Origin of the sequence: Marinobacter sp. ANT_B65 (assembly GCF_002407605.1) — a bacterium.
Classification (GTDB): domain Bacteria; phylum Pseudomonadota; class Gammaproteobacteria; order Pseudomonadales; family Oleiphilaceae; genus Marinobacter.
Window position 1 is genome coordinate 405,820 of the sequence record NZ_NXGV01000001.1, and the last position, 20,914, is coordinate 426,733.

Genomic DNA, 20,914 nt, shown 5'->3' on the forward strand with positions numbered 1-20,914 from the left:
GTCGTGAAAAGGTACGTGTCCACGAAAACTTTAGTATAGATGTCCGCCGCAGGCTTGCACAGACTAAACCGGCTGCGGCCAGTAAACTATTCAGAACAGTGCGCCGCCGAATACGAAGACGAGCTGGCAGACACCTGCCGCAAACCCCAGAGTTGCGCCAACCAGGATCAGCTTGACCTCATCTTCCTGAAAACAGGGGCGAAGCAGTTCCTGGAACTCTTCGGAAGAAAGCGCAACCATGCGCTCCACCATAATAGACTCAACAGCGCGGGCACGATCTGTCTCAAACACCGGGCTATTAAAGGAGGTTTTTGACAGTGCTACGGCCTTCTCCCCAACCTGATTCTTGAGTGCGGCAAAACCGGCCGGGCCAATGGCTACCTGGGTAAGCGCTTTACCTATGCCGGCAGTTTCATCTACGAGCGGTTTGATGTGTTTTCTTACCATGCTACGGGCGCGCTCACCTTCAGGGCCTTCCAGTATGGCGCTGATGATATTGCCCACCGTGAGGATTTCATGGGTCACTATGTGACAGAAAGATTCCGCAACTTCAGGTTGCCGCTTCAGAAACAGGCCCTGAATGCAGAAGCTTCCGATTTTTTTGGGGTGCAGGGGGCGGAAGATAACGTTCAGCGCAATCCAGTTGGTTGCCCAGCCAACCAGGAGGCCGAAGACAGGCAGTACCCACCAGTTCTGATAAAAGTACCAGGCAGCCATTTGAATCAGACCAAACAGGAAGCCGAAGTAGAAGCCGGAATTCACGATAAAGCGGAACTCGGCTTCGCCGCATTCCAGGAAAATCCGGTTCAGCAGCTGTTTGTCGGCGGCGAGACGTTCAATCACCATGCCTTTGATATCAAGAAGGTCTTCAACGTTGTCCGCGATGTCGTCAATCAGGTTGTCGACCAGTCTTGGCGTGGATTTCCGTACCCGTTCGTAGATCAGCCTCCGGCCGGAGGCCGGGAGATTTTCCCATAATGTTGGATGCTCTTTGAGCATCAGTTCGTCGACGTATTCTTCTATACGAGGGTCGACAGAGTAGACGATGTGGGTAGCGAGGACCTTGGGGTCAATCTGCTGGAAGATTTCCCGTACGGTGCCGATCTTTGAGATGGTCGCATCCACGCTGATAGCGGCCATCTTGCTGGCCTTGGAGGGAATAATACCCTGCCAGCCCAGCAAAGGAGGCTTGCCTACGAACTCCAGAGGGTAGAAGGTCATTTTGATGGCAAGCCAGTTGGTGGTCCAGCCAATGAATGCGGCAATAACGGGGATGCTGAGGTATTGCCAGAATTCCGGGTTGGAGAGCAGATCGGTCATTCCCGGCTCCCGATATCTCCCCACAACCACTGGCAAAGAGCCAGCGTGGCTACCGGTGCGGTTTCAGTTCTCAGCACTCTTGGGCCCAGAGCGACAGGCATGAACCCCTCCTTCTCCGCGCGGGCAATTTCCTCTGCAGTGAGGCCGCCTTCGGGCCCAATCATCAGTGCGACATGTGCCGGTTTGTCCATGGACGCCAGCGACTGTTCAGTGCGGTGATGCAGGACGAGGCGCAGGTCGCAGTCACGGCTGTGCCCAAACCACTGTTCCAGGTTCATAACCGGCATGACCTCAGGTACCCGTGCCCGGCCGCACTGTTCTGCGGCGCTCACTGCAATGGATTGCCAGTGGCGCAGACGCTTGTCTTCACGGTCACCCTTGAGTTTTACCTCACAGCGTTCAGTGGTTAGCGGCACTATGCACGATACGCCCATCTCCACAGCTTTCTGAATGGCGTAATCCATACGATCACCCTTGGAGAGCGTCTGGCCAAGGGTGACCTGTAAGGGGGATTCCGTGTGCTTGGCTTCAGGTGCTCCTACAAGAACTTCTACGCGCTTCTTGCCCGCTTCGGTGATTGTGGCCGGGTAATCCTGACCGTCGCCGTTGAACAGCTTCAGTGCCTGTCCGGGCTGCATGCGCAATACGCGGCCAACATGCTGGGCTGCGTTTTCATCCAGATCTGCGTGGTTTCCTTCGCTCAGTGGCGAATCGGTATAAATTCTGGGGATGCGCATGCGTGTTTACCTTGATCAGTCCCTAACAGCGATGTTGATACCTTCTGTCGCGACCTGGGCCAGATGACGAATCTGGTCTTCGGTGATGACGTAAGGTGGCATGAAGTAAACCACATTACCCAGGGGTCTAAGCAAGGCCTCCCGGGTCAGAGAATGCTGATAGACCCGAACTCCACGACGCTCCTGCCAGGGAAAGGGGGTTTTGGACGCCTTGTCTTTGACCATTTCCACCGCGAGGGTCATGCCGTGCTGGCGGATATCCCCCACGTTGGGGTGGTCGGCAAGGTGAGCGACGGATTCGGCCAGGCAGGCCGAGAGCCGGCGATTGTTCTCGATGACATTGTCATCCCGGAAGATGTCGAGAGTCGCCAGTGCGACAGCACAACCTATCGGGTTGCCAGTGTAACTATGGCTGTGCAGAAAGGCCTTCAGGGTTTCGTAGTCATCGTAAAAAGCGTTATAAACCTCGTTGGTGGTAAGCACCACTGACAGCGGCAGGTAGCCTGCCGTCAGGCCTTTGGACAGGCACATGAAGTCTGGTGTGATGCCGGACTGCTCGCAGGCAAACAGAGTGCCTGTACGGCCAAACCCGACGGCAATTTCGTCTGCAATCAGATGCACACCGTAGCGATCACAGGCCTGGCGCAGTTTTGTGTGGTAAACCGGATGGTGCATGCGCATGCCACCCGCGCACTGGATCAGTGGTTCTACCACAACGGCACAGATTTCTTCGTGTTTCTCTGCCAGCAGCTTTTCCATAGCCTCAAACTGACGCAGGGCATAGGCCTCGTCGGTTTCACCTTCTTCCTTGTTGTAAGCATCCGGAGAGGGTGCGGTGAGAACTTCCATCAATAAGGGCTGATAGGTTTCCTTGTACAAAGCCACGTCGCCCAGTGCCAGAGCACCCAGAGTTTCTCCGTGGTAACTGTTGCTCAGGTTTACGAAGTTCTTTTTGCCGGGGTATCCCTGATTCCTCCAGTAGTGGAAGCTCATTTTCAGCGCAGCTTCAATCGCCGACGAGCCATTGTCGGCGTAGAAGCACTTGTTCAGACCTTCAGGGGTTACTTCGATGAGCCGCTCAGACAGATTTACCACAGGCTCGTGGGTAAAACCCGCCAGAATGACGTGCTCCAGCTCGCCGATCTGCTTCTGGATTGCTGCATTGATTCTGGGATTGGCGTGGCCGAACAGATTGACCCACCAGGAGCTGACCGCATCGATGTACCTGTTATTTTCAAAATCCTCCAGCCAGACGCCTTTGCCTCGTCTGATCGGAACCAGAGGCAGGGTTTCGTGGTCTTTCATCTGGGTACAGGGATGCCATACGGATTTCAGGCCGCGGGCGACAAGGTCAGCATTGCGCATGGTGGGGCTCCGGTAAGACGATGGTTCTGCAATGAATAAATCTGGCTGTTAACCTTTTTGGATATTACAGTTAACAGCGGTATGTGGCTATGGGTTCTGCTTCGGTGGCTATCAGGAACTGATACTCCACCGGTAGTCTCTGTGCCCGTAGCGGCACTGTTCGTATCTGCCGGAGCTATTACAGACACACTACAGAAATGCTACATAAGTTTTGTTTATTTATGCGTATCGTTTAGTCGTTAAGTATACATTGCCCGAAAATCGCGAATAGCTATGCGCGATTTGACTAAAAAATAAACAAAAAGATGAGCAGGCAGGTCGTATATGTATCCCGTTAAAGTTGGAAAACTAAGTGTGCTCGTTGTTTTTCTGTTGATGGCAGTTCTGCTCGCCGGCTGCAATGATGTCAGCCCCAAAGCCGCCGCAGTAGAAGCTCCCGCCCCTGAACCAAAGGTTTACAAACTGCGTCTGGCCCAGACCTGGGCTGAGAACGCCCCTGTTTTTGCCGAGACCACCGCCAATCTGGCGCAGATGGTAAACCAGCTGTCAGATGGTCAGCTACAAATCGAAGTGGTTTCAGCTGATCAGCACAAGAAGCCTTTCGGCGTTTTCGATATGGTGAAATCCGGCGAGTACGATATGGGGCACTCAGCCTCTTATTACTGGAAAGACGTCGATTTCAATATGTTGTTTTTCACCACGGTTCCCTTCGGAATGCTGCCCCAGGAGCAGTACGCGTGGTTTTACCATGGTGGAGGGTTGGAACTGACGCAGAAGGTGTACAGTAAACACAACATGCTGTCGTTCCCTGGAGGAAACACCGGCAATCAGATGGGAGGCTGGTTCCGAAAGGAAATTAATACACTTGAGGATCTCAAGGGGTTAAGGATGCGGGTTCCGGGCTTTGCAGGGGCAGTTCTGCAGGAGCTTGGAGTAGAACCCATTAACTTGCCGCCGGGCGAATTATACCAGGCCATGAATGAAGGGCGCATCGATGCCCTTGAATGGGTTGGGCCTTCTCTGGATCTGGGTATGCGGTTCCATGAAATCGCCCGTTTTTATTATACGGGCTGGCATGAGCCCGCCACCGAATTGCAGTTCCTGATCAATCAGGACAGCTGGAAGCGTCTACCTGAGCGGCTTCAGCAGGTGCTTCAGATTGCCATGCGTACGTCAGCATACGATATGTATATACAATCAACGTACGAGAGCGCTCAGAACTGGTCGACCATCCAGGTTGAGTATCCCGGCGTTCAGATTCGTACGTTTTCTCCCGAGATTCTCCAGGCGTTGTATGACGTGACTGAGGAGCAGTTGAAAGCCCGGGCCAACGAAGACCCGCTTGCCAGAGAGGTATTGGATTCACAGTCCAGATTCCTGTGGAAAGCACGTCGCTGGACCCGGATATCAGATCAGGCTTACCTGAACAGCCATCCCCGTGGCGGGCTACGTAAGTAAATGAAGTAATGCCTCGGCCAGCTCCCGAACATGCCAGTCTGTGGGTACTGAACGCGGCTATTGAAGCCGCGCGGGTCGGGAGTATGGCCGAGGATTTACCGTTATTGCAGATGAAGTCAGACTGCTGTCAGTCGTCTCAGGATATAGTTAGGGCCAGACTCGCTTGTCTGGTTCACAATGTGAACCAGATGACTTTGTCAAAGTGTACAGGCGGTATAAGATATATGTATCACTGCCGGAGCCTGAGTTGGTGATTCATTGGCACCTAACTCCAAACCCAAGCACTCCTCGCACCCGCGCGTGATTGTAGCCGGTTCTGCCTCTGTAATGATTAATTGCATGCCCACAGCTGTGGCCGGTAGCAAGATTTCCTGTAGTGGTGTGACTATTGGCTCGGGGTTAGTGGGTATTGGTAATTGATATTTCGTCGTTACATACTGATCGAAAATACAAGCTCCGAAGGTAAAAAAAGACAGGGGTTTGACTGTGTTGGCTTTCGGCGCGGCGCCAACCTCAAGATTAATAGGCTGCCAGAATACATGCTTTCCTAGAAAGGGCGTATGAGATACGGTTGAACCCTATTATTCACGCTATCGAGTAGTGTTTTGGTTATCTACGTGTAAGAAAAAGGACTCCCGCACCTGTGTCGAGCAGTCAATCGCCAGAAGTAGAGATAGTTGAGGTTTTGCGCCGCTCGGAGCACGGCATGACTAAACCATTTATCTGCAGGGGCGAGGATGGTGAAGTTTACTTTGTTAAAGGCACCGGGGCCGGCCGGATTAGCCAGATCAACGAATGGGTTTCCGGGAATCTCGCCCTTGCTTTTGGTATTCCTGTGGCGCCGTTCAGAATAGTTCAGGTTCCTGAAGAGTTGGCTGAGGTATTATCAGTGAAACATGCGGTTGCACTTGGCTATGGCCCCGCATTCGGGTCAAAAGAGCAACAGATTACTGAGCTGGCATACTCTCAAGTTTCTGATGTGCCTATCGAGATGCGCTGCTCCCTGTTTGTGTTTGACTGGTGGATATCCAATGGTGACCGAATGTTGACTGAGAACGGAGGCAATCCCAATTTGTTTTGGGAGGCGGAATCCCAGCGGCTGGTTGTCATCGATCACAATCAATCTTTCGATCCGGACTTTGATTCTGAAAAGTTCTTCAAATACCACGCCTTCAAAGACATTGCACCGAGAGTGTTCGATGATTTGATTGAGCGAGAGCACTACACTTCAAAGATGGAGAATGCCATAGAGGGGTGGGAAGAGTTAGTGCGGGCAATTCCCGAAGAGTGGCTGTATAGAGACCCAGAGATGACAATGAAACTTGATCTCGAACTGAATTCATTGTTAAGACATTTGCAGCGCTTTCGCAACGATAGTTTTTGGAGTCCGAAATGAGCAGGTTAGCGTGCCAGTACGCCATCGTGCGTTTCATGCCTTATATCGAGACTGGCGAGTTCGCCAATGTTGGTATTTTGCTGTGGGTGCCGAAAACCCGTTATCTTGGTTTTAAATTGCTGCGCAAGAAGCATGCCCGGATCACGCAGTTCTTTGGCGAGCTGGAAAGGGGCGTCTACTTAAAAACAATGGCTAACTTTGAGATTGAGCTGCGTAGGGTGCAGGGCATGCTCGCAAATTACATCACTGACTTTGAAGACGGTGATCGGGAGTACGGGTTTCACAACGGCCTGTTTCAAGAATTGATTCGACCCCGTGAAACCATTGTCCGATTTAGCGAGCAGCGAGTGGCTCTTACGGAAAATCCTGGGCAAACCTTGACCGAGCTTTACGACTATTACGTTGGCAGGAACTTCGTCACCAAGGAGTATCAGGAAGCCATCTTGGAAAAAGGTATCAAGCAACTGCTGGAACAACGTGACCTTGCACGGCAGTATACAAAACGTCGAATTGAGGACAAGGTATATGGCGTTACCTTTCCGTTTGTAGAGCAGAATGAGGGGCGTGCAGTCAGGGCAATCAAGCCTTTGTTTCTCGGTCAATCTGACTCTACGGCAATTATCGAACATGGCGGCAGGTGGAAATTGAAAGTTGAGCAGCTGCGAAAGCGTCACCTGCTGAATGGCCCGGTGTTGTTCCCGGTTAAAGGCCCTGGTATTGATGACAGTCAAGATATCAGGCGAGAGGCTTTTGAGGAGACTCTTGCTAGCCTGACTGGTGATGGTATTGAGGTCGCTCTATATACTGAGCAAGATAAAATTATTGAGTTTGCTACCCACTAATTTTGCAGCGAAGCCGTGAAAAGCCCCCGTTAAGGGGGCTCCAGTCAGAGCCTTAGTGCGACAGAACCCTCGACAGAAACGCCTGAGTGCGCTCGTTCTGGGGGTTGTCGAATACATCGTCTGGCTTGCCCTGTTCTACAATCTGGCCTTCGTGAATGTAAATCACGCGGTCAGCTACTTCCCGGGCGAAGCCCATCTCGTGGGTGACGACCATCATGGTCATGCCTTCTTTGGCCAGTTCCCGCATTACGTCCAGCACTTCACCGATCATTTCCGGGTCCAGTGCAGAGGTGGGCTCATCAAACAGCATCAGTCGCGGTTCCATGGCCAGGGCGCGGGCTATGGCAACCCGTTGCTGCTGGCCGCCGGAAAGGTGGCCGGGGTATTTATCGGCCTGGCTGCCGATTCCCACTCGCTCCAGCAGGCGTTCTGCAGTGGCGTTGGCCACAGGCTGGGGCGCGTTTTTGACTTTCTGGGGCGCCAGCATGATGTTCTTTTTCACCGTAAGGTGAGGGAACAGGTTGAACTGCTGGAACACCATGCCCACTTCTTTGCGAATCTGTGCGAGAGCCTGCTGGTTGCCGCCATGCGGAGCGAGTTCCTGACCTTCGACTTCAAGGTGGCCGGATTCGAACTCTTCAAGCCCGTTCACACAGCGGATCAGGGTGGATTTGCCCGAGCCGCTGGCACCGATAATGACAACTACCTCGCCTTGTTCCACTGTTAAATCAATATCTTTGAGGACATGCACCTTGCCAAAGTACTTGTTCATGCCCTTCATTTTTACAATCTGAGTCATGGGTCAGGTTCCTTCAGACAGAGGCCAGTCCACGCCGTTCAACCAGGCGAAGAATCATTGACAGGGAGAGGGTGATGGCCAGATACATGATCGCGACCACAAAATACACCTCAAAGGCGGTGAAGGTGCTGGCAATGTAAACCTGGCCCTGGCGGACAAGTTCGCCGACGCCAATAACCGAGAACAGTGAGGTGTCCTTGATGCTGACAATGGCCTGGTTTCCAAGCGGCGGGATCATGCGCCGGAAGGCCTGGGGCCATACGATGGACCAGAATGTCTGAGTACGGGAAAGGCCCAGGGAAAGCCCGGCTTCGGTCTGTCCCTTGGCGATGGACTGAACGCCACCACGTACCACTTCAGAAATATAGGCACCCGAGTTCAGGGCGATCGCGGCAATACCCGCGGTCAGAGGATCAATAGGGCCGCCGATCAGATCGGGCAGGCCGTAAAAGATAAACAGAACCTGAACCAGAATCGGGGTACCACGAAAGATTTCTATATAGGCCGTTGCAGGCCATTTCAGGAACCACTTTTTGTTGATGCTCAACAGGCCAAAAAGGATGCCGAGGGCAAAGCCGATAATCAGGCCGCCAAAAGAAATCATCAGGGTGTAAGGTATTCCCTTGATCAGGAAGGGAATAGAGTCGATGGCTGCTTGCCAGTCAAATTGGAACTGGGATTCCACAGTGTGCGTCTCCGCAGGGGTTGGAGTCAGAAGCTGCCGGGGTGGGCTTCACCCCGGCGCAACAAGAGGAATGGGCCCTGGAGGCCCTTCGGCTGTTACTTGCCTTCAGGCATCGGGCCAAACCACTTTTCGTAGATGGTTTTGTAGGTTCCGTCTTCTTTCATGGAGGCGAGAGCTTCATTCACTTCGTCAACCCACTCACTGCCATTTTTCAGCGCGATGCCATACTGCTGGCCTTCGTAAAGTGTGCCAACGGTTTTGACTTTACCTTCACCCTTTGTACGGGCGAAATAGCCAACGTTCGGGGCGTCGTAGAATACTGCGTCGACTGCACGGGACATCAGAGCCATATACATGTCAGAGCTGCCTGGGTAGGGCGTTACGCCGTCGTTCTTGTCCAGGTTTTTCTTCAGGAAGTCGTAACTGGTACTGCCGATTTTTGAGCCGATCTTCAGGCCTTCAAGATCGGATATTTCCGTTACTTCATTGTTGTCCTGACGAACCAGAATCCGCAAGCCGGAATCGTAGTAGGGGTCAGAGAAATCAACGATTTTTTCACGCTCGTCGGTAATGGTAATACCGGCAATGGCGATATCCACGTTGCCTGTTTGCAGGGCGGGGATGATGCCGTTGAAATCCATGGTATTCACGTCGTATTCAAAGCCGGCGCGCTGAGCGACTTCAGCGATTATTTCCATGTCGAAACCGATCATCTCTCCGGTTTCCTGGTCCAGCATTTCGAACGGAACGAAGCTTGGGTCTGTAGCTACTCGCAGGGTTTCAGCGCTAACCGTGCTGACGGCGACGGTAAGTGCCAGGCCAGTGCCCAGTGTTTTCAGCCATTTCGTGCTCATGCTTTCTCCTTCTCTTTTTTTATGATGCCCCGTTTGCCCGGTAAGGCAGGCCGGAAGATTCACTGCTGATGACTGCGATCTCCGGGGAGCGTTAGTGGAACTGCACCACGTACACTTTAGACTATTACTCAGGAGCGCACCCAATATCAAATGCGGGGCATAAATCGTGTAGCGGATGATGGGAAATCAGGAGGCCGGGTTATGGCCTTGTGGTATAACCCGGCAAAGTTCCGGTTCCTCTGAGATGTAATCAGAATGCGATTTTTTCGCGCTCACTGATCCCAAGGTTTTTCCAGATGCTGATGCTGGGTTCAGCCTGGTTCAGAGTGTAAAAATGCAGCCCCGGGGCGCCGGCTTCCAGCAGTTTTTCACACATGCGGGTGATCACTTCCTCGCCGAACTTGCGGATGCTGACACTGTCATCTCCGTAGGCCTCCAGCTGCTTGCGGATCCAGCGGGGGATTTCCGAGCCACACATGTCCGAGAACCGGACCAGGCTGGAGAAATTGACGATGGGCATGATGCCCGGCACCACCGGAATGGTGACCCCCATCTTTTCCAGCCGGTCAATAAAGTAGAAGTAGCTTTCCGGGTTGAAGAAGTACTGGGTAATGGCGCTGTTGGCGCCGGCTTCTACCTTGCGGGCGAAGTTTTTCAGATCTTCTTCGGCATTGCGGGCCTGGGGATGGAACTCCGGGTAGGCCGCTACTTCCAGGTTGAAATGGTCGCCACTGTGCTCGCGGATGAATTCAACCAACTCATTGGCATAACGCATTTCGCCAGATGCACCCATACCGGAAGGCATGTCACCCCGAAGGGCGACAATCCGGTTGATACCATTCTCTTTATACAGATCCAGAAGCTCCGATATCTCTTCCCGCGTACCACCGACGCAGGAGAGATGAGGTGCAGTAGAAATGCCCTGCTGGTGCAGGTTGAGCACGGTTTCAATGGTGCGATCCCGGGTGGAACCGCCCGCACCGAAGGTGACCGAGAAAAAATCCGGATTCACCCCGGCAAGCTGATCACGCACCACCTGGAGTTTTTCCTTGCCCTGGTCTGTCTTGGGTGGAAAGAACTCAAAGCTGAAACGGCGCTTGAACTGTTTTTGGGATTGCATGGTCTTACCTGATCAGTATTTGTAGCTTTCTGGCTTGTACGGGCCTTCGACCGGTACGCCAATGTATTGTGCCTGTTCCGGGGTCATCCTGGTGATCACACCGCTGAATCCCTCAACCATGGCACGGGCCACTTCTTCATCCAGGTGCTTGGGCAGAACCTGCACATAAACACCTTTGGCTCGGGCTTCTTCCGGCAGATCTGCGAACTTGCGCTCGAACAGGTACATCTGAGCCAGAACCTGGTTGGCAAAAGAGCCGTCCATGATCCGTGAGGGGTGGCCAGTGGCATTGCCCAGGTTCACCAGACGGCCTTCGGAAAGCAGAATCAGGTGATCGTTAACGGCCTTGTCGCGATAGATAACGTGAACCTGAGGCTTAACTTCGTCCCATTCCCAGTTCTTGCGCATATAGGCGGTATCGATTTCATTGTCGAAGTGGCCGATGTTGCAGACAACTGCGCCGGATTTCAGAGCCTTGAGCATGTGCGCGTCGCACACATTCATGTTGCCGGTAGTGGTGACGATCAGATCAGTGGTCTGAAGCAGAGCTTTGTCTATGGAGGCTTCAGTACCTGTGTTGATACCGTTGATGTATGGAGAAACCACTTCGTAACCGTCCATACAGGCCTGCATGGCACAAATAGGGTCGGCTTCTGTGACTTTCACAATCATGCCTTCCTGGCGCAGGGAGGCGGCAGAACCTTTCCCTACATCACCGTAGCCAATAACCAGCGCTTTCTTGCCGGCCAGCAGGTGATCGGTGCCGCGCTTGATCGCGTCGTTAAGGCTGTGACGACATCCGTACTTGTTGTCGTTCTTCGATTTGGTAACCGCATCGTTTACGTTGATGGCCGGTACCTTCAGGGTGCCTTCGCGCAGCATTTCCTGCAGGCGGTGGACGCCGGTGGTGGTTTCTTCGGTCACACCGTGGCAGTTGGCCAGAATTTCCGGGTGTTTTTCATGGAGCAGGGCTGTCAGATCGCCGCCGTCATCCAGAATCATGTTGGGTTCCCAACCTTCTACGTCGGCGCCGATAGTGCGCTCAAGGCACCAGTCGTATTCTTCGTCGGTCTCACCTTTCCATGCAAACACCGGAATGTTCTGGGCCGCGATGGCTGCAGCAGCCTGGTCCTGGGTGGAGAAGATGTTGCAGGATGACCAGCGCACATCCGCTCCCAGCTCGATCAGTGTTTCGATCAGTACAGCTGTCTGGATCGTCATGTGGATGCAGCCCATGATATTGGCGCCTTTCAGCGGCTGCTCAGCTTTGTACTTTTCACGCAGCGCCATCAGGGCGGGCATTTCGCCTTCGGCAATCTTGATTTCTTTACGGCCCCAGTCTGCCAGGGAAATATCACGGACTTTATAGTCTTCGAAGTTGCTCATTCTGGTGTTCTCCGATTAGTTCAAACTTTGGGCGCATGAGGTCATTCATACGCCTGAAAATTGTTCAGATACCTGCAGCGTCTTTCAGAGCTGCTGCGCGGTCGGTTTTTTCCCACGGGAAAGCCGTGAAAGTCTTACCGCCTACGGTCATCTCATGTGGCTCGCGACCGAAGTGGCCATAGGCTGCTGTCGCCCGGTACATGGGGTGCAGCAGGTCGAGCATGTTGGTAATTGCGTAAGGACGCAGGTCAAAGTGCTGGCGGACCAGTTCAATGATCTTGTCGTCGCCAATTTTCCCGGTACCGAAGGTGTTTACGGAAATAGATGTTGGTTGTGCCACGCCGATGGCGTAGGAAACCTGAATCTCGCACTTGTCAGCCAGGCCAGCAGCGACGATATTCTTGGCCACGTAACGGCCAGCGTAGGCAGCCGAGCGGTCAACCTTCGAGGGGTCTTTGCCCGAGAAAGCACCGCCGCCGTGACGGGCCATGCCGCCGTAGGTGTCGACGATGATCTTGCGGCCAGTAAGACCGCAGTCACCAACCGGGCCGCCGATAACAAACTTGCCCGTGGGGTTGATGTGGAACTGAGTGCCCTTGTGCAGAAGCTCTGCAGGCAGCACGTTTTTCACAACCAGTTCCATAATGGCTTCTTTCAGATCAGCCTGGCTGACATCGGGGTCGTGCTGGGTTGAGAGCACAACCGCGTCGATACCTACAACCTTGCCGTTTTCATAGCGGCAGGTTACCTGGCTTTTCGCATCCGGCCGCAGCCACGGCAGCACACCGTTTTTACGGGCTTCTGCCTGGCGCTCTACCAGACGGTGGGCGAAGGTGATCGGTGCAGGCATCAGCACTTCGGTTTCGTTGCTGGCGTAGCCGAACATCAGGCCCTGGTCGCCGGCACCCTGGTCTTCCGGCTTCTGGCGATCAACGCCCTGGGCAATATCCACGGACTGTTTGCCGATGATATTGATAATGCCGCAGGTGTCGCCGTCGAAGCCGACGTCTGAAGAGGTATAGCCAATGTCCTTGATTACACCGCGAACCAGGTCTTCCAGATCTACCCATGCGCTGGTAGTGATTTCACCACCAACAATGGCTACACCGGTTTTTACCATGGTTTCGCAAGCCACGCGGGCGTGCGGGTCTTCCATGAGGATGGAATCCAGAACTGCGTCGGAGATCTGGTCGGCCAGTTTGTCCGGATGGCCCTCGGAGACCGATTCGGAGGTGAAAATGTTGTAGTCGGACATAGGTTGCTCCTCTGTGAGCGTTTCGAAATCTTGTGGGTTGGTGTGTAAGTAGTACTACTTACAACAATATCAAAGTTTTTGAATATTCCCCGGGAGGCGTTGCTGTCTCAGGGTTCCATCATCTCAATGGCAATTGGGTTTTCCAGAATTCTCTGACCTGGATCTGGAAACCGTTACGCAACCCGATAAATAGTTGCTCACCAGATTTGAGGCCCGCTGCTACTGCCCAGGCGGTTAGCTCTTCCGGCTCGAAACCAAGCCAGAGGTCGCCGCAGTTATCTTTTGCCCAGTTCTGATCGTGGCTGCACAGGTCGCTGATCACCAGACAACCGCCGTTATTCATCAACGCCGCTGCATCCAGAAAAATATCTGCAGGACTGGGTACGTGGTGCAGCACCATATTGGCCACTACCAGATCAAACGCGTCCCCGCGGGCCAGCAGTGTGTCGGTTATTCCTTCTATCAGATCGACATTGTTAAGGCGCTGGTCAATGCAGGTCCGGGTGGCCTTGGCCAGCATGTCCCGACTGTTATCCAGTGCGACAACATGGTCACTAAGCTCGGATAACACGGGCAGGAAACCACCTTCACCCGGCCCGATTTCCAGAGCTGTCTGCCACTGGTGTTTGCGTGTCCGCTTCCGGATCATGTCGGCCACTGGCACTGCGTAGAGATCAAATGCAGCGATCAGCTCCTGCTGCTCCCGGAACTGATCTGAATGCCGGGAGAAAAATGCCTGCGACTGATCCGCACGCTGGTTGCGGATAGATTCAATTTTTTCCTGCAGATGCGCGGGTAAAGGTGCGCGGTCTACGGCTTCAAAAATCTGGCGGATAGTCAGATCTGTCGGCTTGTCGTTATCCAGGTGCAGCGGGCGGCGGTAAAAAATTGAGTTGCCTTCGCGCTGCGGCTCTACCAGACCTGCCTTGTGCATTACCTTCAGGTGGTGGCTCATGCCCGACTGGCGCATATCGAACAGCTGGCTGAGCTCCAGCACACCAAATGTATCGCGCCGCAGCACACGCAAAATCTCCAGGCGCAGAGGATCACCGCTTGCCTTGAAGATAGGGGCAAGGACGTCCACGGAGGATATTTGGTTAGCGTGTGCATTCAAACTTGTCATGGTTGCGGAGTTTAAGTGGGTTTGGGTGATCAATCAATAGCCATATCAAAATATTTTGATATAGAATTATCACTCTTTGAAATCAACCTCTTCGGGAATCCACGCCAGGATATTTACACAGAAGTCTCATCATGATTTGCCCCGGCACACCCTAATCGGCGAAAATACGCGCCTTATTTTTGAGCAGCTTTTTATCGCTCCATTAAAAGCCCTGGGTTGCTCCCTACTTTCCCTGAAAAACATTGGAGAAACGTTAATGCCCTCTCGTAAAGATCTCGCCAACGCCATTCGCGCGCTGAGCATGGATGCGGTTCAGAAAGCCAAATCCGGCCACCCGGGTGCGCCCATGGGCATGGCTGATATCGCCGAGGTACTGTGGAACGATTACCTGAGCCACAACCCTGCTAATCCACAGTGGGCCAACCGCGACCGTTTTGTACTATCCAACGGCCACGGTTCCATGCTGCAGTACTCGCTGTTGCACCTGAGCGGCTACGACGTTTCCATCGACGACCTGAAAAACTTCCGCCAACTGCACTCTAAAACACCGGGCCACCCGGAATACGGTTACACCCCGGGTGTAGAAACCACCACCGGCCCGCTGGGGCAGGGCATTGCCAACGCAGTGGGTTTCGCACTGGCAGAGAAAACCCTGGCGGCGCAGTTCAACCGCTCCGGCCATGAGGTTGTTGATCACTACACCTACGCATTCCTGGGCGATGGCTGCCTCATGGAAGGCATCTCTCACGAAGTATGTTCACTGGCGGGCACTCTGGGCCTGGGCAAGCTGATCATGTTCTACGACGACAACGGCATCTCCATTGATGGCGAAGTTGAAGGCTGGTTTACCGACAACACACCGCAGCGCTTCGAATCCTACGGCTGGCAGGTAATCCCCAAGGTTGACGGCCATGATGCCGACGCCATCCGTGCCGCTGTTGAGGCTGGCCGTGCCAACACCGAACAGCCCACACTGATCTGCTGCAAAACCATCATCGGCTTCGGTTCACCCAATAAACAGGGTAAAGAAGATTGCCACGGCGCCCCGCTGGGTGATGATGAAATTGCACTGACCCGCGAAGCCCTGGGCTGGACTTACGGCCCGTTTGAGATTCCTGCCGACATCTACGAAGCCTGGAATGCTAAAGATAAGGGCGCCAGCGCCGAAAGCGCCTGGAACGAAACCTTTGCAGCATACGAAAAAGCCGAGCCGGAGCTGGCTGCTGAACTGAAGCGCCGCATGGCTGGTGATCTGCCTGCAGATTTCTCTGAAAAAGCTCAGGCTTACATTCAGGAATGTCAGGACAACAGCGAAACCATCGCCAGCCGCAAGGCTTCCCAGAACACCCTGAATGCCTACGGCCCGCTGCTGCCGGAACTGCTTGGCGGCTCTGCCGACCTGGCCGGTTCCAACCTCACTATCTGGAGTGGATGCAAAGGCGTGAGTAAAAACGATGCCAGCGGCAATTACATCTATTACGGTGTGCGTGAGTTCGGCATGGCAGCCATCATGAACGGCATCGCCCTGCACGGCGGTTTTGTACCATACGGCGCGACCTTCCTGATCTTTATGGAATACTGCCGTAACGCCGTGCGCATGGCCGCACTGATGAAGCAGCGTTCCATCTATGTTTTCACTCACGACTCTATTGGCCTGGGTGAAGATGGCCCGACTCACCAGCCGGTTGAACAGCTGGCCAGCCTGCGCACCACGCCGAACATGAGCACCTGGCGCCCGGCCGACGCCGTAGAATCTGCCGTTGCCTGGAAAAGCGCTCTGGAACGCAAAGACGGCCCCACGGCCATGATCTTCTCCCGCCAGAACCTGCCTGCCCAGGCCCGTGACGCGCAACAGTTGGCGGATGTGGCTAAAGGCGCCTACGTGCTGAGCGACAGCGAAGGCACACCGGATCTCATCCTGATTGCCACCGGCTCGGAAATAGGCCTGGCACAGGACAGCGCTGCCAAACTGCGGGAGCAGGGCAAGAAAGTTCGCGTTGTATCCATGCCATCTACTGATGTATTCGATGCCCAGAGCGCCGAGTACAAGCAGCAGGTGCTGCCCCTGGAAGTTACCAACCGTATCGCCGTCGAAGCCTCGATTGCAGATTACTGGTACAAGTATGTGGGCCTGGACGGTCGCGTTGTGGGCATGACCACCTTTGGTGAATCTGCTCCTGCCGGCGAGCTGTTCAAAGAGTTCGGCTTTACCGTAGAGAACATCCTTGAAGTGGCTGCGGAACTGCTGGACGCCTGATGACAGCACCTGCGCCCTTTCGCATTGCGATCAACGGGTATGGCCGGATTGGCCAGTGCGTGTTGCGTGCTCTGTACGAAAACGGTTTTCGCGATCACCTCCAGGTGGTCGCGATTAACGAGCTTTCCGATATAGACACGATTGCACACCTGACCCGCTACGACTCTACCCATGGCCGGTTCTCCGGAAGCATCGCAGTGCAGGGGCAGGATCTGATCATCAACGGTGATCCCATTCGCGTGCTCAGCCAATCAGACCCGGCGGAGTTGCCGTGGAATGAACTGGACATTGATCTGGTACTTGAATGCTCCGGCTCCTACTCCGACCGGGCCACGGCTGAGCGACACCTTCAGGCGGGGGCAAAACGACTGCTGTTTTCCCAGCCTGCTGAATCGGATGTGGATCGCACGGTGGTATACGGCATCAACGAGACAGAAATCACAGAAGCCGATCGCATAGTGGCTGCAGGTTCCTGCACCACCAACTGCCTGGTGCCGGTGATCTGTGTGCTCGATAAAGCCTTTGGTGTGGAGCAGGGCAGTACCACCACCATTCACGCCGCCATGAATGACCAGCCAGTCATAGACGCCTACCATCAGCAGGACCTGCGCCTCACCCGCAGTGCGCTCCACAACATAGTCCCGGTAGATACAGGGTTGGCGCGCGGTGTTGAGCGACTGCTTCCGCACATGGAAGGGCGCTTCAGCTCCGTGGCTTTGCGCGTACCCACCATGAACGTGTCCGCCATTGATATGGTGTTCAACGTGAGAGAAACCACCGATGTGGCCGCCGTAAACCGGGTGCTGAAGGAAGCCGCAAACGGCCCTCTGAAAGGCATTCTTGGCTACACCGATGAACTGCTGGCCAGTTCCGACTTCAACCACGATGCCCATTCCGGTGTTGTGGACGGCGGCCAGACCCGGGTAACCCGGGGGAACATGGTAAAGCTGCTGGTCTGGTTTGATAACGAATGGGGATTTGCCAACCGGATGCTGGATGTAAGCCAGAGCTGGCTGGGGAAAACCGCAGAGGTTCAAGAGTGAAAAGAGGCCTGGCCAGAATGCCTGCCTCCATCTTCATGATTTAAACGTTAAGGATATTAGTGTTATGGCCATCAAAAAAATGACCGACCTGAACCTCGCTGGCAAGCGGGTTCTGATCCGCGAAGACCTCAACGTGCCGGTAAAAAACGGCGTGATTTCCAGCGATGCCCGCATTCGCGCATCCCTGCCGACCATCAAGGCAGCCAGAGATGCCGGTGCCAAAGTTATGCTGATGTCCCATCTGGGCCGCCCGGAAGAAGGCGTATACGACGAAGCCTCCTCCATGAAGCCGGTTGCTGATTACCTCACCGGAGTGCTGGGCCAGGAAGTGCGCCTGATTAAAGATTACCTCGGTGGCGTTGACGTTGCCGACGGCGAAGTTGTGCTGTTCGAGAATGTTCGCTTCAACAAAGGTGAAAAGAAAGACGATGAAACCCTGGCAAAGCAATACGCTGCCCTGTGCAACATCTACGTGATGGACGCCTTCGGCACAGCCCACCGTGCCCAGGCATCTACCCACGGCGTAGCCCGCTTTGCACCGGAAGCCTGCGCAGGCCCACTGCTGGCTGCGGAACTGGAAGCCCTGGGCAAAGCCCTGGATAACCCGGCCAAACCGGTTGTGGCCATTGTTGGTGGCGCCAAAGTCTCTACCAAACTCGACGTGCTCAACGCCCTCGAAAAAGTGTGTGACCAGATCATCGTAGGCGGCGGCATCGCCAACACCTTCCTGGCTGCAGCTGGCCACCCCGTTGGCAAATCCCTGTGCGAACACGAACTGCTGGATACAGCCAGGGACATCGCCTCCCGGGTTAACATCCCGCTGCCGGTCGACGTAGTGGTTGCCAGCGAATTTGCGGAAAATGCCACAGCCACCATCCGGAACATCTCCGACGTGACTGAAGACGATATGATCCTCGACGTAGGCCCGGAAACCGCAGGCCAGTTCGCGGAACTGCTCAAGAACGCCAAAACCATTCTGTGGAATGGCCCCGTAGGCGTGTTTGAGTTTGATCAGTTTGGCAACGGCACTAAAACCCTGGCCGAAGCCATCGCCGAGAGCGATGCTTTTTCTCTGGCTGGCGGCGGCGACACAGTTGCAGCCGTTGACAAATACGGCATAGCTGACAAGATCTCTTATATTTCCACTGGTGGTGGAGCCTTCCTGGAATTTGTGGAAGGTAAAGTCCTGCCGGCCGTTGCCGTGCTGGAAGAACGCGGCGCGTAGAGCGCTCAGATTAAAACAGAATCGCAAGGGGCCGGGGCAGCAGGCTCCGGGACTGTCGGCAGCAAGGATGCTGCCGTCAAGCTTACAGGGATGTATTCACAGCGTGTCCCGGAGACTGCTGCTGCCCCGGCCAAGGTAGACTTACAAGTTTGCAGTTTGAATTTAAATTAATTAATCACGATTGCCCCTAACCGAGGAGACAACCAAATGGCCCTGATTTCGATGCGGCAAATGCTGGACCACGCCGCCGAGCATGGTTACGGTGTGCCAGCCTTTAACGTAAACAACCTGGAACAGATGCGCGCCATCATGGAAGCCGCCGACAAAACCGATTCCCCGGTTATTGTCCAGGCCTCTGCAGGTGCCCGTAAATACGCCGGAGCCCCCTTCCTGCGCCACCTGATCCTTGCGGCCATTGAAGAGTTTCCGCATATCCCGGTAGTTATGCACCAGGATCACGGCACCAGCCCGGCCATCTGCCAGCGCTCCATCCAGCTGGGCTTCAGCTCCGTAATGATGGACGGCTCCCTGGGCGAAGACGGCAAAACACCTATGGACTACGAATACAACGTAGACGTAACCCGCCGTACCGTAGAAATGGCACACGCCTGTGGCGTATCTGTAGAAGGCGAACTGGGTTGCCTGGGCTCCCTGGAAACCGGCCAGGCCGGTGAAGAAGACGGCATTGGCGCCGAAGGCACTCTGGACATGAGCCAGATGCTGACCGACCCGGAAGAAGCCGCCGACTTCGTGAAAAAGACCCACGTAGACGCACTGGCCATCGCTATCGGCACCAGCCACGGCGCCTACAAGTTTACCCGCCCACCCACAGGCGACATCCTGGCCATTGAGCAGATCAAAGCCATTCACAAACGCATTCCGGATACCCATCTGGTTATGCACGGCTCCAGCTCTGTACCCCAGGAATGGCTGAAAGTTATCAACGAATTTGGCGGTGAGATTCCCGAAACCTACGGTGTACCGGTTGAGGAAATCGTGGAAGGCATCAAGTACGGTGTGCGTAAAGTAAACATCGATACCGACCTGCGCCTCGCCAGTACCGGCGCTGTACGTCGCTTCCTGGCCCAGAATCCGGCCGAGTTTGACCCGCGCAAATTCCTGCAGGCTACCATGGTTGCCATGACCGATATCTGCATCGCCCGCTACGAAGCCTTCGGCTGCGCCGGCAATGCCAGTAAGATCAAGCCAATCAACCTTGAGCGCATGTTTGAGCGCTACGAGTCTGGCGAGCTGGATCCGAAAGTTAAGTAAGACCGTAGTAAGCAACCCCGGGCGCGCCTTGCCCGGGGTTGTGAAATCCCCTCTGAATTCCCTTCCCGATAGCCTCGCTGACGTTCTGATCGCCCCATAAACAGACAGCAAAACCCTATTGCTGAATCAAAGCATTAATCTGGCGATGCGCTGGGCCTGTTCTTAAATTCAGGCGGCCATCGGATATGTTTACCTGTTTTGTGGAGTTTTTGGCCCCAGCCCGAACGCTAATTCGTAATATATCGTTCGACTAGCCTATCGAGTTCCTCGCTATGGTAAAAATCAATACATTTCTTTGTGTTGAACTCAACTGGGGCTTTTCCGTGATATTTCTTTTTCAGGAATTCGCGCCCCATTAAAGTAGCCTCTGTATAGGCTTCAATAGGGCCCGTTCCAAATTCAAGGAAACCAGCAGCGGTAGCGCTGGCATCCTTCCTTAATTCGGCATCTTCGAACGCATCGGCAAGACAGGTGCTCAAGGCGTAGTTTTTAAAAATTGTTTCCGGAGGGTAGGTTGGGGTGCTGGGGCGATCAGCACTCGCACACGCGTTCTGAGCAAAAACAGCACAAAGTAATAAAGCCTTTTTCATTTTAATTCCCAGAACAATGCTCTTTGCGCTCTTGGAAAGTAACCGCTGTCTTTGAGTAGATGTTTGATGGACACTCGATCAAAATAAACCGTACCTCGTGTGCATGGAGCGATCAATGACCACGTTAGCGACAGTAAATCTGCTGGAGTGAAATAGCAGACTAACACTCTCCCTCGTACTGGAAACG

18 protein-coding genes are annotated in these 20,914 nt (G+C 54.2%); 7 read left to right on the forward strand and 11 right to left on the reverse strand.

What is annotated here, in order from left to right; genetic code table 11:
* Nucleotides 1-90: 90 nt before the first annotated feature.
* Genes CPA50_RS01895 through CPA50_RS01905 form a run of 3 tightly spaced genes read right to left on the reverse strand, consistent with a single transcriptional unit; the run spans nt 91 to nt 3,422 of the window.
* Complete coding sequence (locus CPA50_RS01895) at nt 91-1,320, reverse strand: DUF445 domain-containing protein (RefSeq protein ID WP_096780793.1); 1,230 nt, start codon at nt 1,318-1,320, stop codon at nt 91-93.
* Complete coding sequence (locus tag CPA50_RS01900; RefSeq protein WP_096780794.1) at nt 1,317-2,057, reverse strand: 16S rRNA (uracil(1498)-N(3))-methyltransferase; 741 nt, start codon at nt 2,055-2,057, stop codon at nt 1,317-1,319. Before CPA50_RS01900 ends, CPA50_RS01895 begins: the two co-directional genes overlap by 4 nt.
* 15 nt (nt 2,058-2,072) lie before the next feature.
* Nucleotides 2,073-3,422: an adenosylmethionine--8-amino-7-oxononanoate transaminase gene (locus tag CPA50_RS01905; RefSeq protein WP_096780795.1), complete on the reverse strand. Its 1,350-nt coding sequence runs from the start codon at nt 3,420-3,422 to the stop codon at nt 2,073-2,075.
* 324 nt (nt 3,423-3,746) lie between these two features.
* On the opposite strand from CPA50_RS01905, the gene CPA50_RS01910 reads away from it, so the two are divergent.
* The 3 genes from CPA50_RS01910 to CPA50_RS01920 all read left to right on the forward strand — a co-directional run bounded on the left by CPA50_RS01910 (nt 3,747) and on the right by CPA50_RS01920 (nt 7,118).
* Entirely contained in the window at nt 3,747-4,880 is a 1,134-nt protein-coding gene (locus CPA50_RS01910; RefSeq protein WP_096780796.1) for a TRAP transporter substrate-binding protein, read from the forward strand.
* Between the two features lie 685 nt (nt 4,881-5,565).
* Nucleotides 5,566-6,276 (forward strand): HipA domain-containing protein, encoded by a 711-nt coding sequence (locus CPA50_RS01915; RefSeq protein ID WP_227519448.1) that lies wholly within the window; start codon nt 5,566-5,568, stop codon nt 6,274-6,276.
* Nucleotides 6,273-7,118 (forward strand): DUF3037 domain-containing protein, encoded by an 846-nt coding sequence (locus tag CPA50_RS01920; protein WP_227519449.1) that lies wholly within the window; start codon nt 6,273-6,275, stop codon nt 7,116-7,118. Before CPA50_RS01915 ends, CPA50_RS01920 begins: the two co-directional genes overlap by 4 nt.
* Nucleotides 7,119-7,170: 52 nt before the next feature.
* Here CPA50_RS01920 and CPA50_RS01925 read toward each other — a convergent pair whose 3' ends face one another.
* The 7 genes from CPA50_RS01925 to CPA50_RS01955 form a co-directional block, all read right to left on the reverse strand.
* The gene (locus tag CPA50_RS01925; protein WP_096780798.1) at nt 7,171-7,917 is read right to left on the reverse strand and encodes an amino acid ABC transporter ATP-binding protein; all 747 of its coding nucleotides are present in this window, start codon (nt 7,915-7,917) and stop codon (nt 7,171-7,173) included.
* Between the two features lie 13 nt (nt 7,918-7,930).
* Complete coding sequence (locus CPA50_RS01930; protein WP_096780799.1) at nt 7,931-8,602, reverse strand: amino acid ABC transporter permease; 672 nt, start codon at nt 8,600-8,602, stop codon at nt 7,931-7,933.
* 95 nt (nt 8,603-8,697) lie between these two features.
* Nucleotides 8,698-9,456: a transporter substrate-binding domain-containing protein gene (locus tag CPA50_RS01935; protein ID WP_096780800.1), complete on the reverse strand. Its 759-nt coding sequence runs from the start codon at nt 9,454-9,456 to the stop codon at nt 8,698-8,700.
* A 250-nt stretch (nt 9,457-9,706) separates the two neighbouring features.
* On the reverse strand, nt 9,707-10,576 hold the full coding sequence (metF, locus tag CPA50_RS01940; RefSeq protein WP_096780801.1) for a methylenetetrahydrofolate reductase [NAD(P)H]: 870 nt from the start codon (nt 10,574-10,576) through the stop codon (nt 9,707-9,709).
* 12 nt (nt 10,577-10,588) lie between these two features.
* A complete protein-coding gene (ahcY, locus tag CPA50_RS01945) occupies nt 10,589-11,962 on the reverse strand; it encodes an adenosylhomocysteinase (protein ID WP_096780802.1) in 1,374 nt (457 codons plus the stop codon).
* Between the two features lie 64 nt (nt 11,963-12,026).
* Nucleotides 12,027-13,217, reverse strand: coding sequence for a methionine adenosyltransferase (metK, locus tag CPA50_RS01950; protein WP_096780803.1), 1,191 nt, complete (start codon nt 13,215-13,217; stop codon nt 12,027-12,029).
* 118 nt (nt 13,218-13,335) lie between these two features.
* Nucleotides 13,336-14,340 carry a metalloregulator ArsR/SmtB family transcription factor gene (locus tag CPA50_RS01955; RefSeq protein WP_096780804.1) on the reverse strand — a complete coding sequence of 335 codons (1,005 nt, stop codon included), beginning with the start codon at nt 14,338-14,340 and terminating at the stop codon, nt 13,336-13,338.
* Between the two features lie 256 nt (nt 14,341-14,596).
* Here CPA50_RS01955 and tkt point away from each other — a divergent pair, with 256 nt between their 5' ends.
* The 4 genes from tkt (at nt 14,597) to fba (ending at nt 20,137) form a co-directional block, all read left to right on the forward strand.
* Entirely contained in the window at nt 14,597-16,597 is a 2,001-nt protein-coding gene (tkt, locus tag CPA50_RS01960) for a transketolase (RefSeq protein ID WP_096782290.1), read from the forward strand.
* Nucleotides 16,597-17,640: a type I glyceraldehyde-3-phosphate dehydrogenase gene (locus CPA50_RS01965; RefSeq protein WP_096780805.1), complete on the forward strand. Its 1,044-nt coding sequence runs from the start codon at nt 16,597-16,599 to the stop codon at nt 17,638-17,640. The genes tkt and CPA50_RS01965 overlap by 1 nt, the downstream gene beginning before the upstream one ends.
* 64 nt (nt 17,641-17,704) lie before the next feature.
* Complete coding sequence (locus CPA50_RS01970; RefSeq protein ID WP_096780806.1) at nt 17,705-18,865, forward strand: phosphoglycerate kinase; 1,161 nt, start codon at nt 17,705-17,707, stop codon at nt 18,863-18,865.
* 207 nt (nt 18,866-19,072) lie between these two features.
* Entirely contained in the window at nt 19,073-20,137 is a 1,065-nt protein-coding gene (gene fba, locus CPA50_RS01975) for a class II fructose-bisphosphate aldolase (protein ID WP_096780807.1), read from the forward strand.
* A 227-nt stretch (nt 20,138-20,364) separates the two neighbouring features.
* Here fba and CPA50_RS01980 read toward each other — a convergent pair whose 3' ends face one another.
* Complete coding sequence (locus CPA50_RS01980) at nt 20,365-20,727, reverse strand: T6SS amidase immunity protein Tai4 family protein (RefSeq protein ID WP_096780808.1); 363 nt, start codon at nt 20,725-20,727, stop codon at nt 20,365-20,367.
* Nucleotides 20,728-20,914 lie beyond the last annotated feature (187 nt).

Excerpts from the sequence above, each read along its gene's own strand:
- CPA50_RS01935 (WP_096780800.1), bottom strand. The coding sequence starts at position 9,456 with ATGAGCACGAAATGGCTGAAAACACTGGGCACTGGCCTGGCACTTACC.
- CPA50_RS01970 (WP_096780806.1), top strand. The coding sequence starts at position 17,705 with ATGGCCATCAAAAAAATGACCGACCTGAACCTCGCTGGCAAGCGGGTT.
- ahcY (WP_096780802.1), bottom strand. The coding sequence starts at position 11,962 with ATGAGCAACTTCGAAGACTATAAAGTCCGTGATATTTCCCTGGCAGAC.
- CPA50_RS01895 (WP_096780793.1), bottom strand. The coding sequence starts at position 1,320 with ATGACCGATCTGCTCTCCAACCCGGAATTCTGGCAATACCTCAGCATC.
- CPA50_RS01965 (WP_096780805.1), top strand. The coding sequence starts at position 16,597 with ATGACAGCACCTGCGCCCTTTCGCATTGCGATCAACGGGTATGGCCGG.
- metK (WP_096780803.1), bottom strand. The coding sequence starts at position 13,217 with ATGTCCGACTACAACATTTTCACCTCCGAATCGGTCTCCGAGGGCCAT.
- fba (WP_096780807.1), top strand. The coding sequence starts at position 19,073 with ATGGCCCTGATTTCGATGCGGCAAATGCTGGACCACGCCGCCGAGCAT.
- tkt (WP_096782290.1), top strand. The coding sequence starts at position 14,597 with ATGCCCTCTCGTAAAGATCTCGCCAACGCCATTCGCGCGCTGAGCATG.
- CPA50_RS01910 (WP_096780796.1), top strand. The coding sequence starts at position 3,747 with ATGTATCCCGTTAAAGTTGGAAAACTAAGTGTGCTCGTTGTTTTTCTG.
- CPA50_RS01980 (WP_096780808.1), bottom strand. The coding sequence starts at position 20,727 with ATGAAAAAGGCTTTATTACTTTGTGCTGTTTTTGCTCAGAACGCGTGT.
- metF (WP_096780801.1), bottom strand. The coding sequence starts at position 10,576 with ATGCAATCCCAAAAACAGTTCAAGCGCCGTTTCAGCTTTGAGTTCTTT.
- CPA50_RS01905 (WP_096780795.1), bottom strand. The coding sequence starts at position 3,422 with ATGCGCAATGCTGACCTTGTCGCCCGCGGCCTGAAATCCGTATGGCAT.
- CPA50_RS01900 (WP_096780794.1), bottom strand. The coding sequence starts at position 2,057 with ATGCGCATCCCCAGAATTTATACCGATTCGCCACTGAGCGAAGGAAAC.
- CPA50_RS01955 (WP_096780804.1), bottom strand. The coding sequence starts at position 14,340 with ATGACAAGTTTGAATGCACACGCTAACCAAATATCCTCCGTGGACGTC.
- CPA50_RS01920 (WP_227519449.1), top strand. The coding sequence starts at position 6,273 with ATGAGCAGGTTAGCGTGCCAGTACGCCATCGTGCGTTTCATGCCTTAT.
- CPA50_RS01925 (WP_096780798.1), bottom strand. The coding sequence starts at position 7,917 with ATGACTCAGATTGTAAAAATGAAGGGCATGAACAAGTACTTTGGCAAG.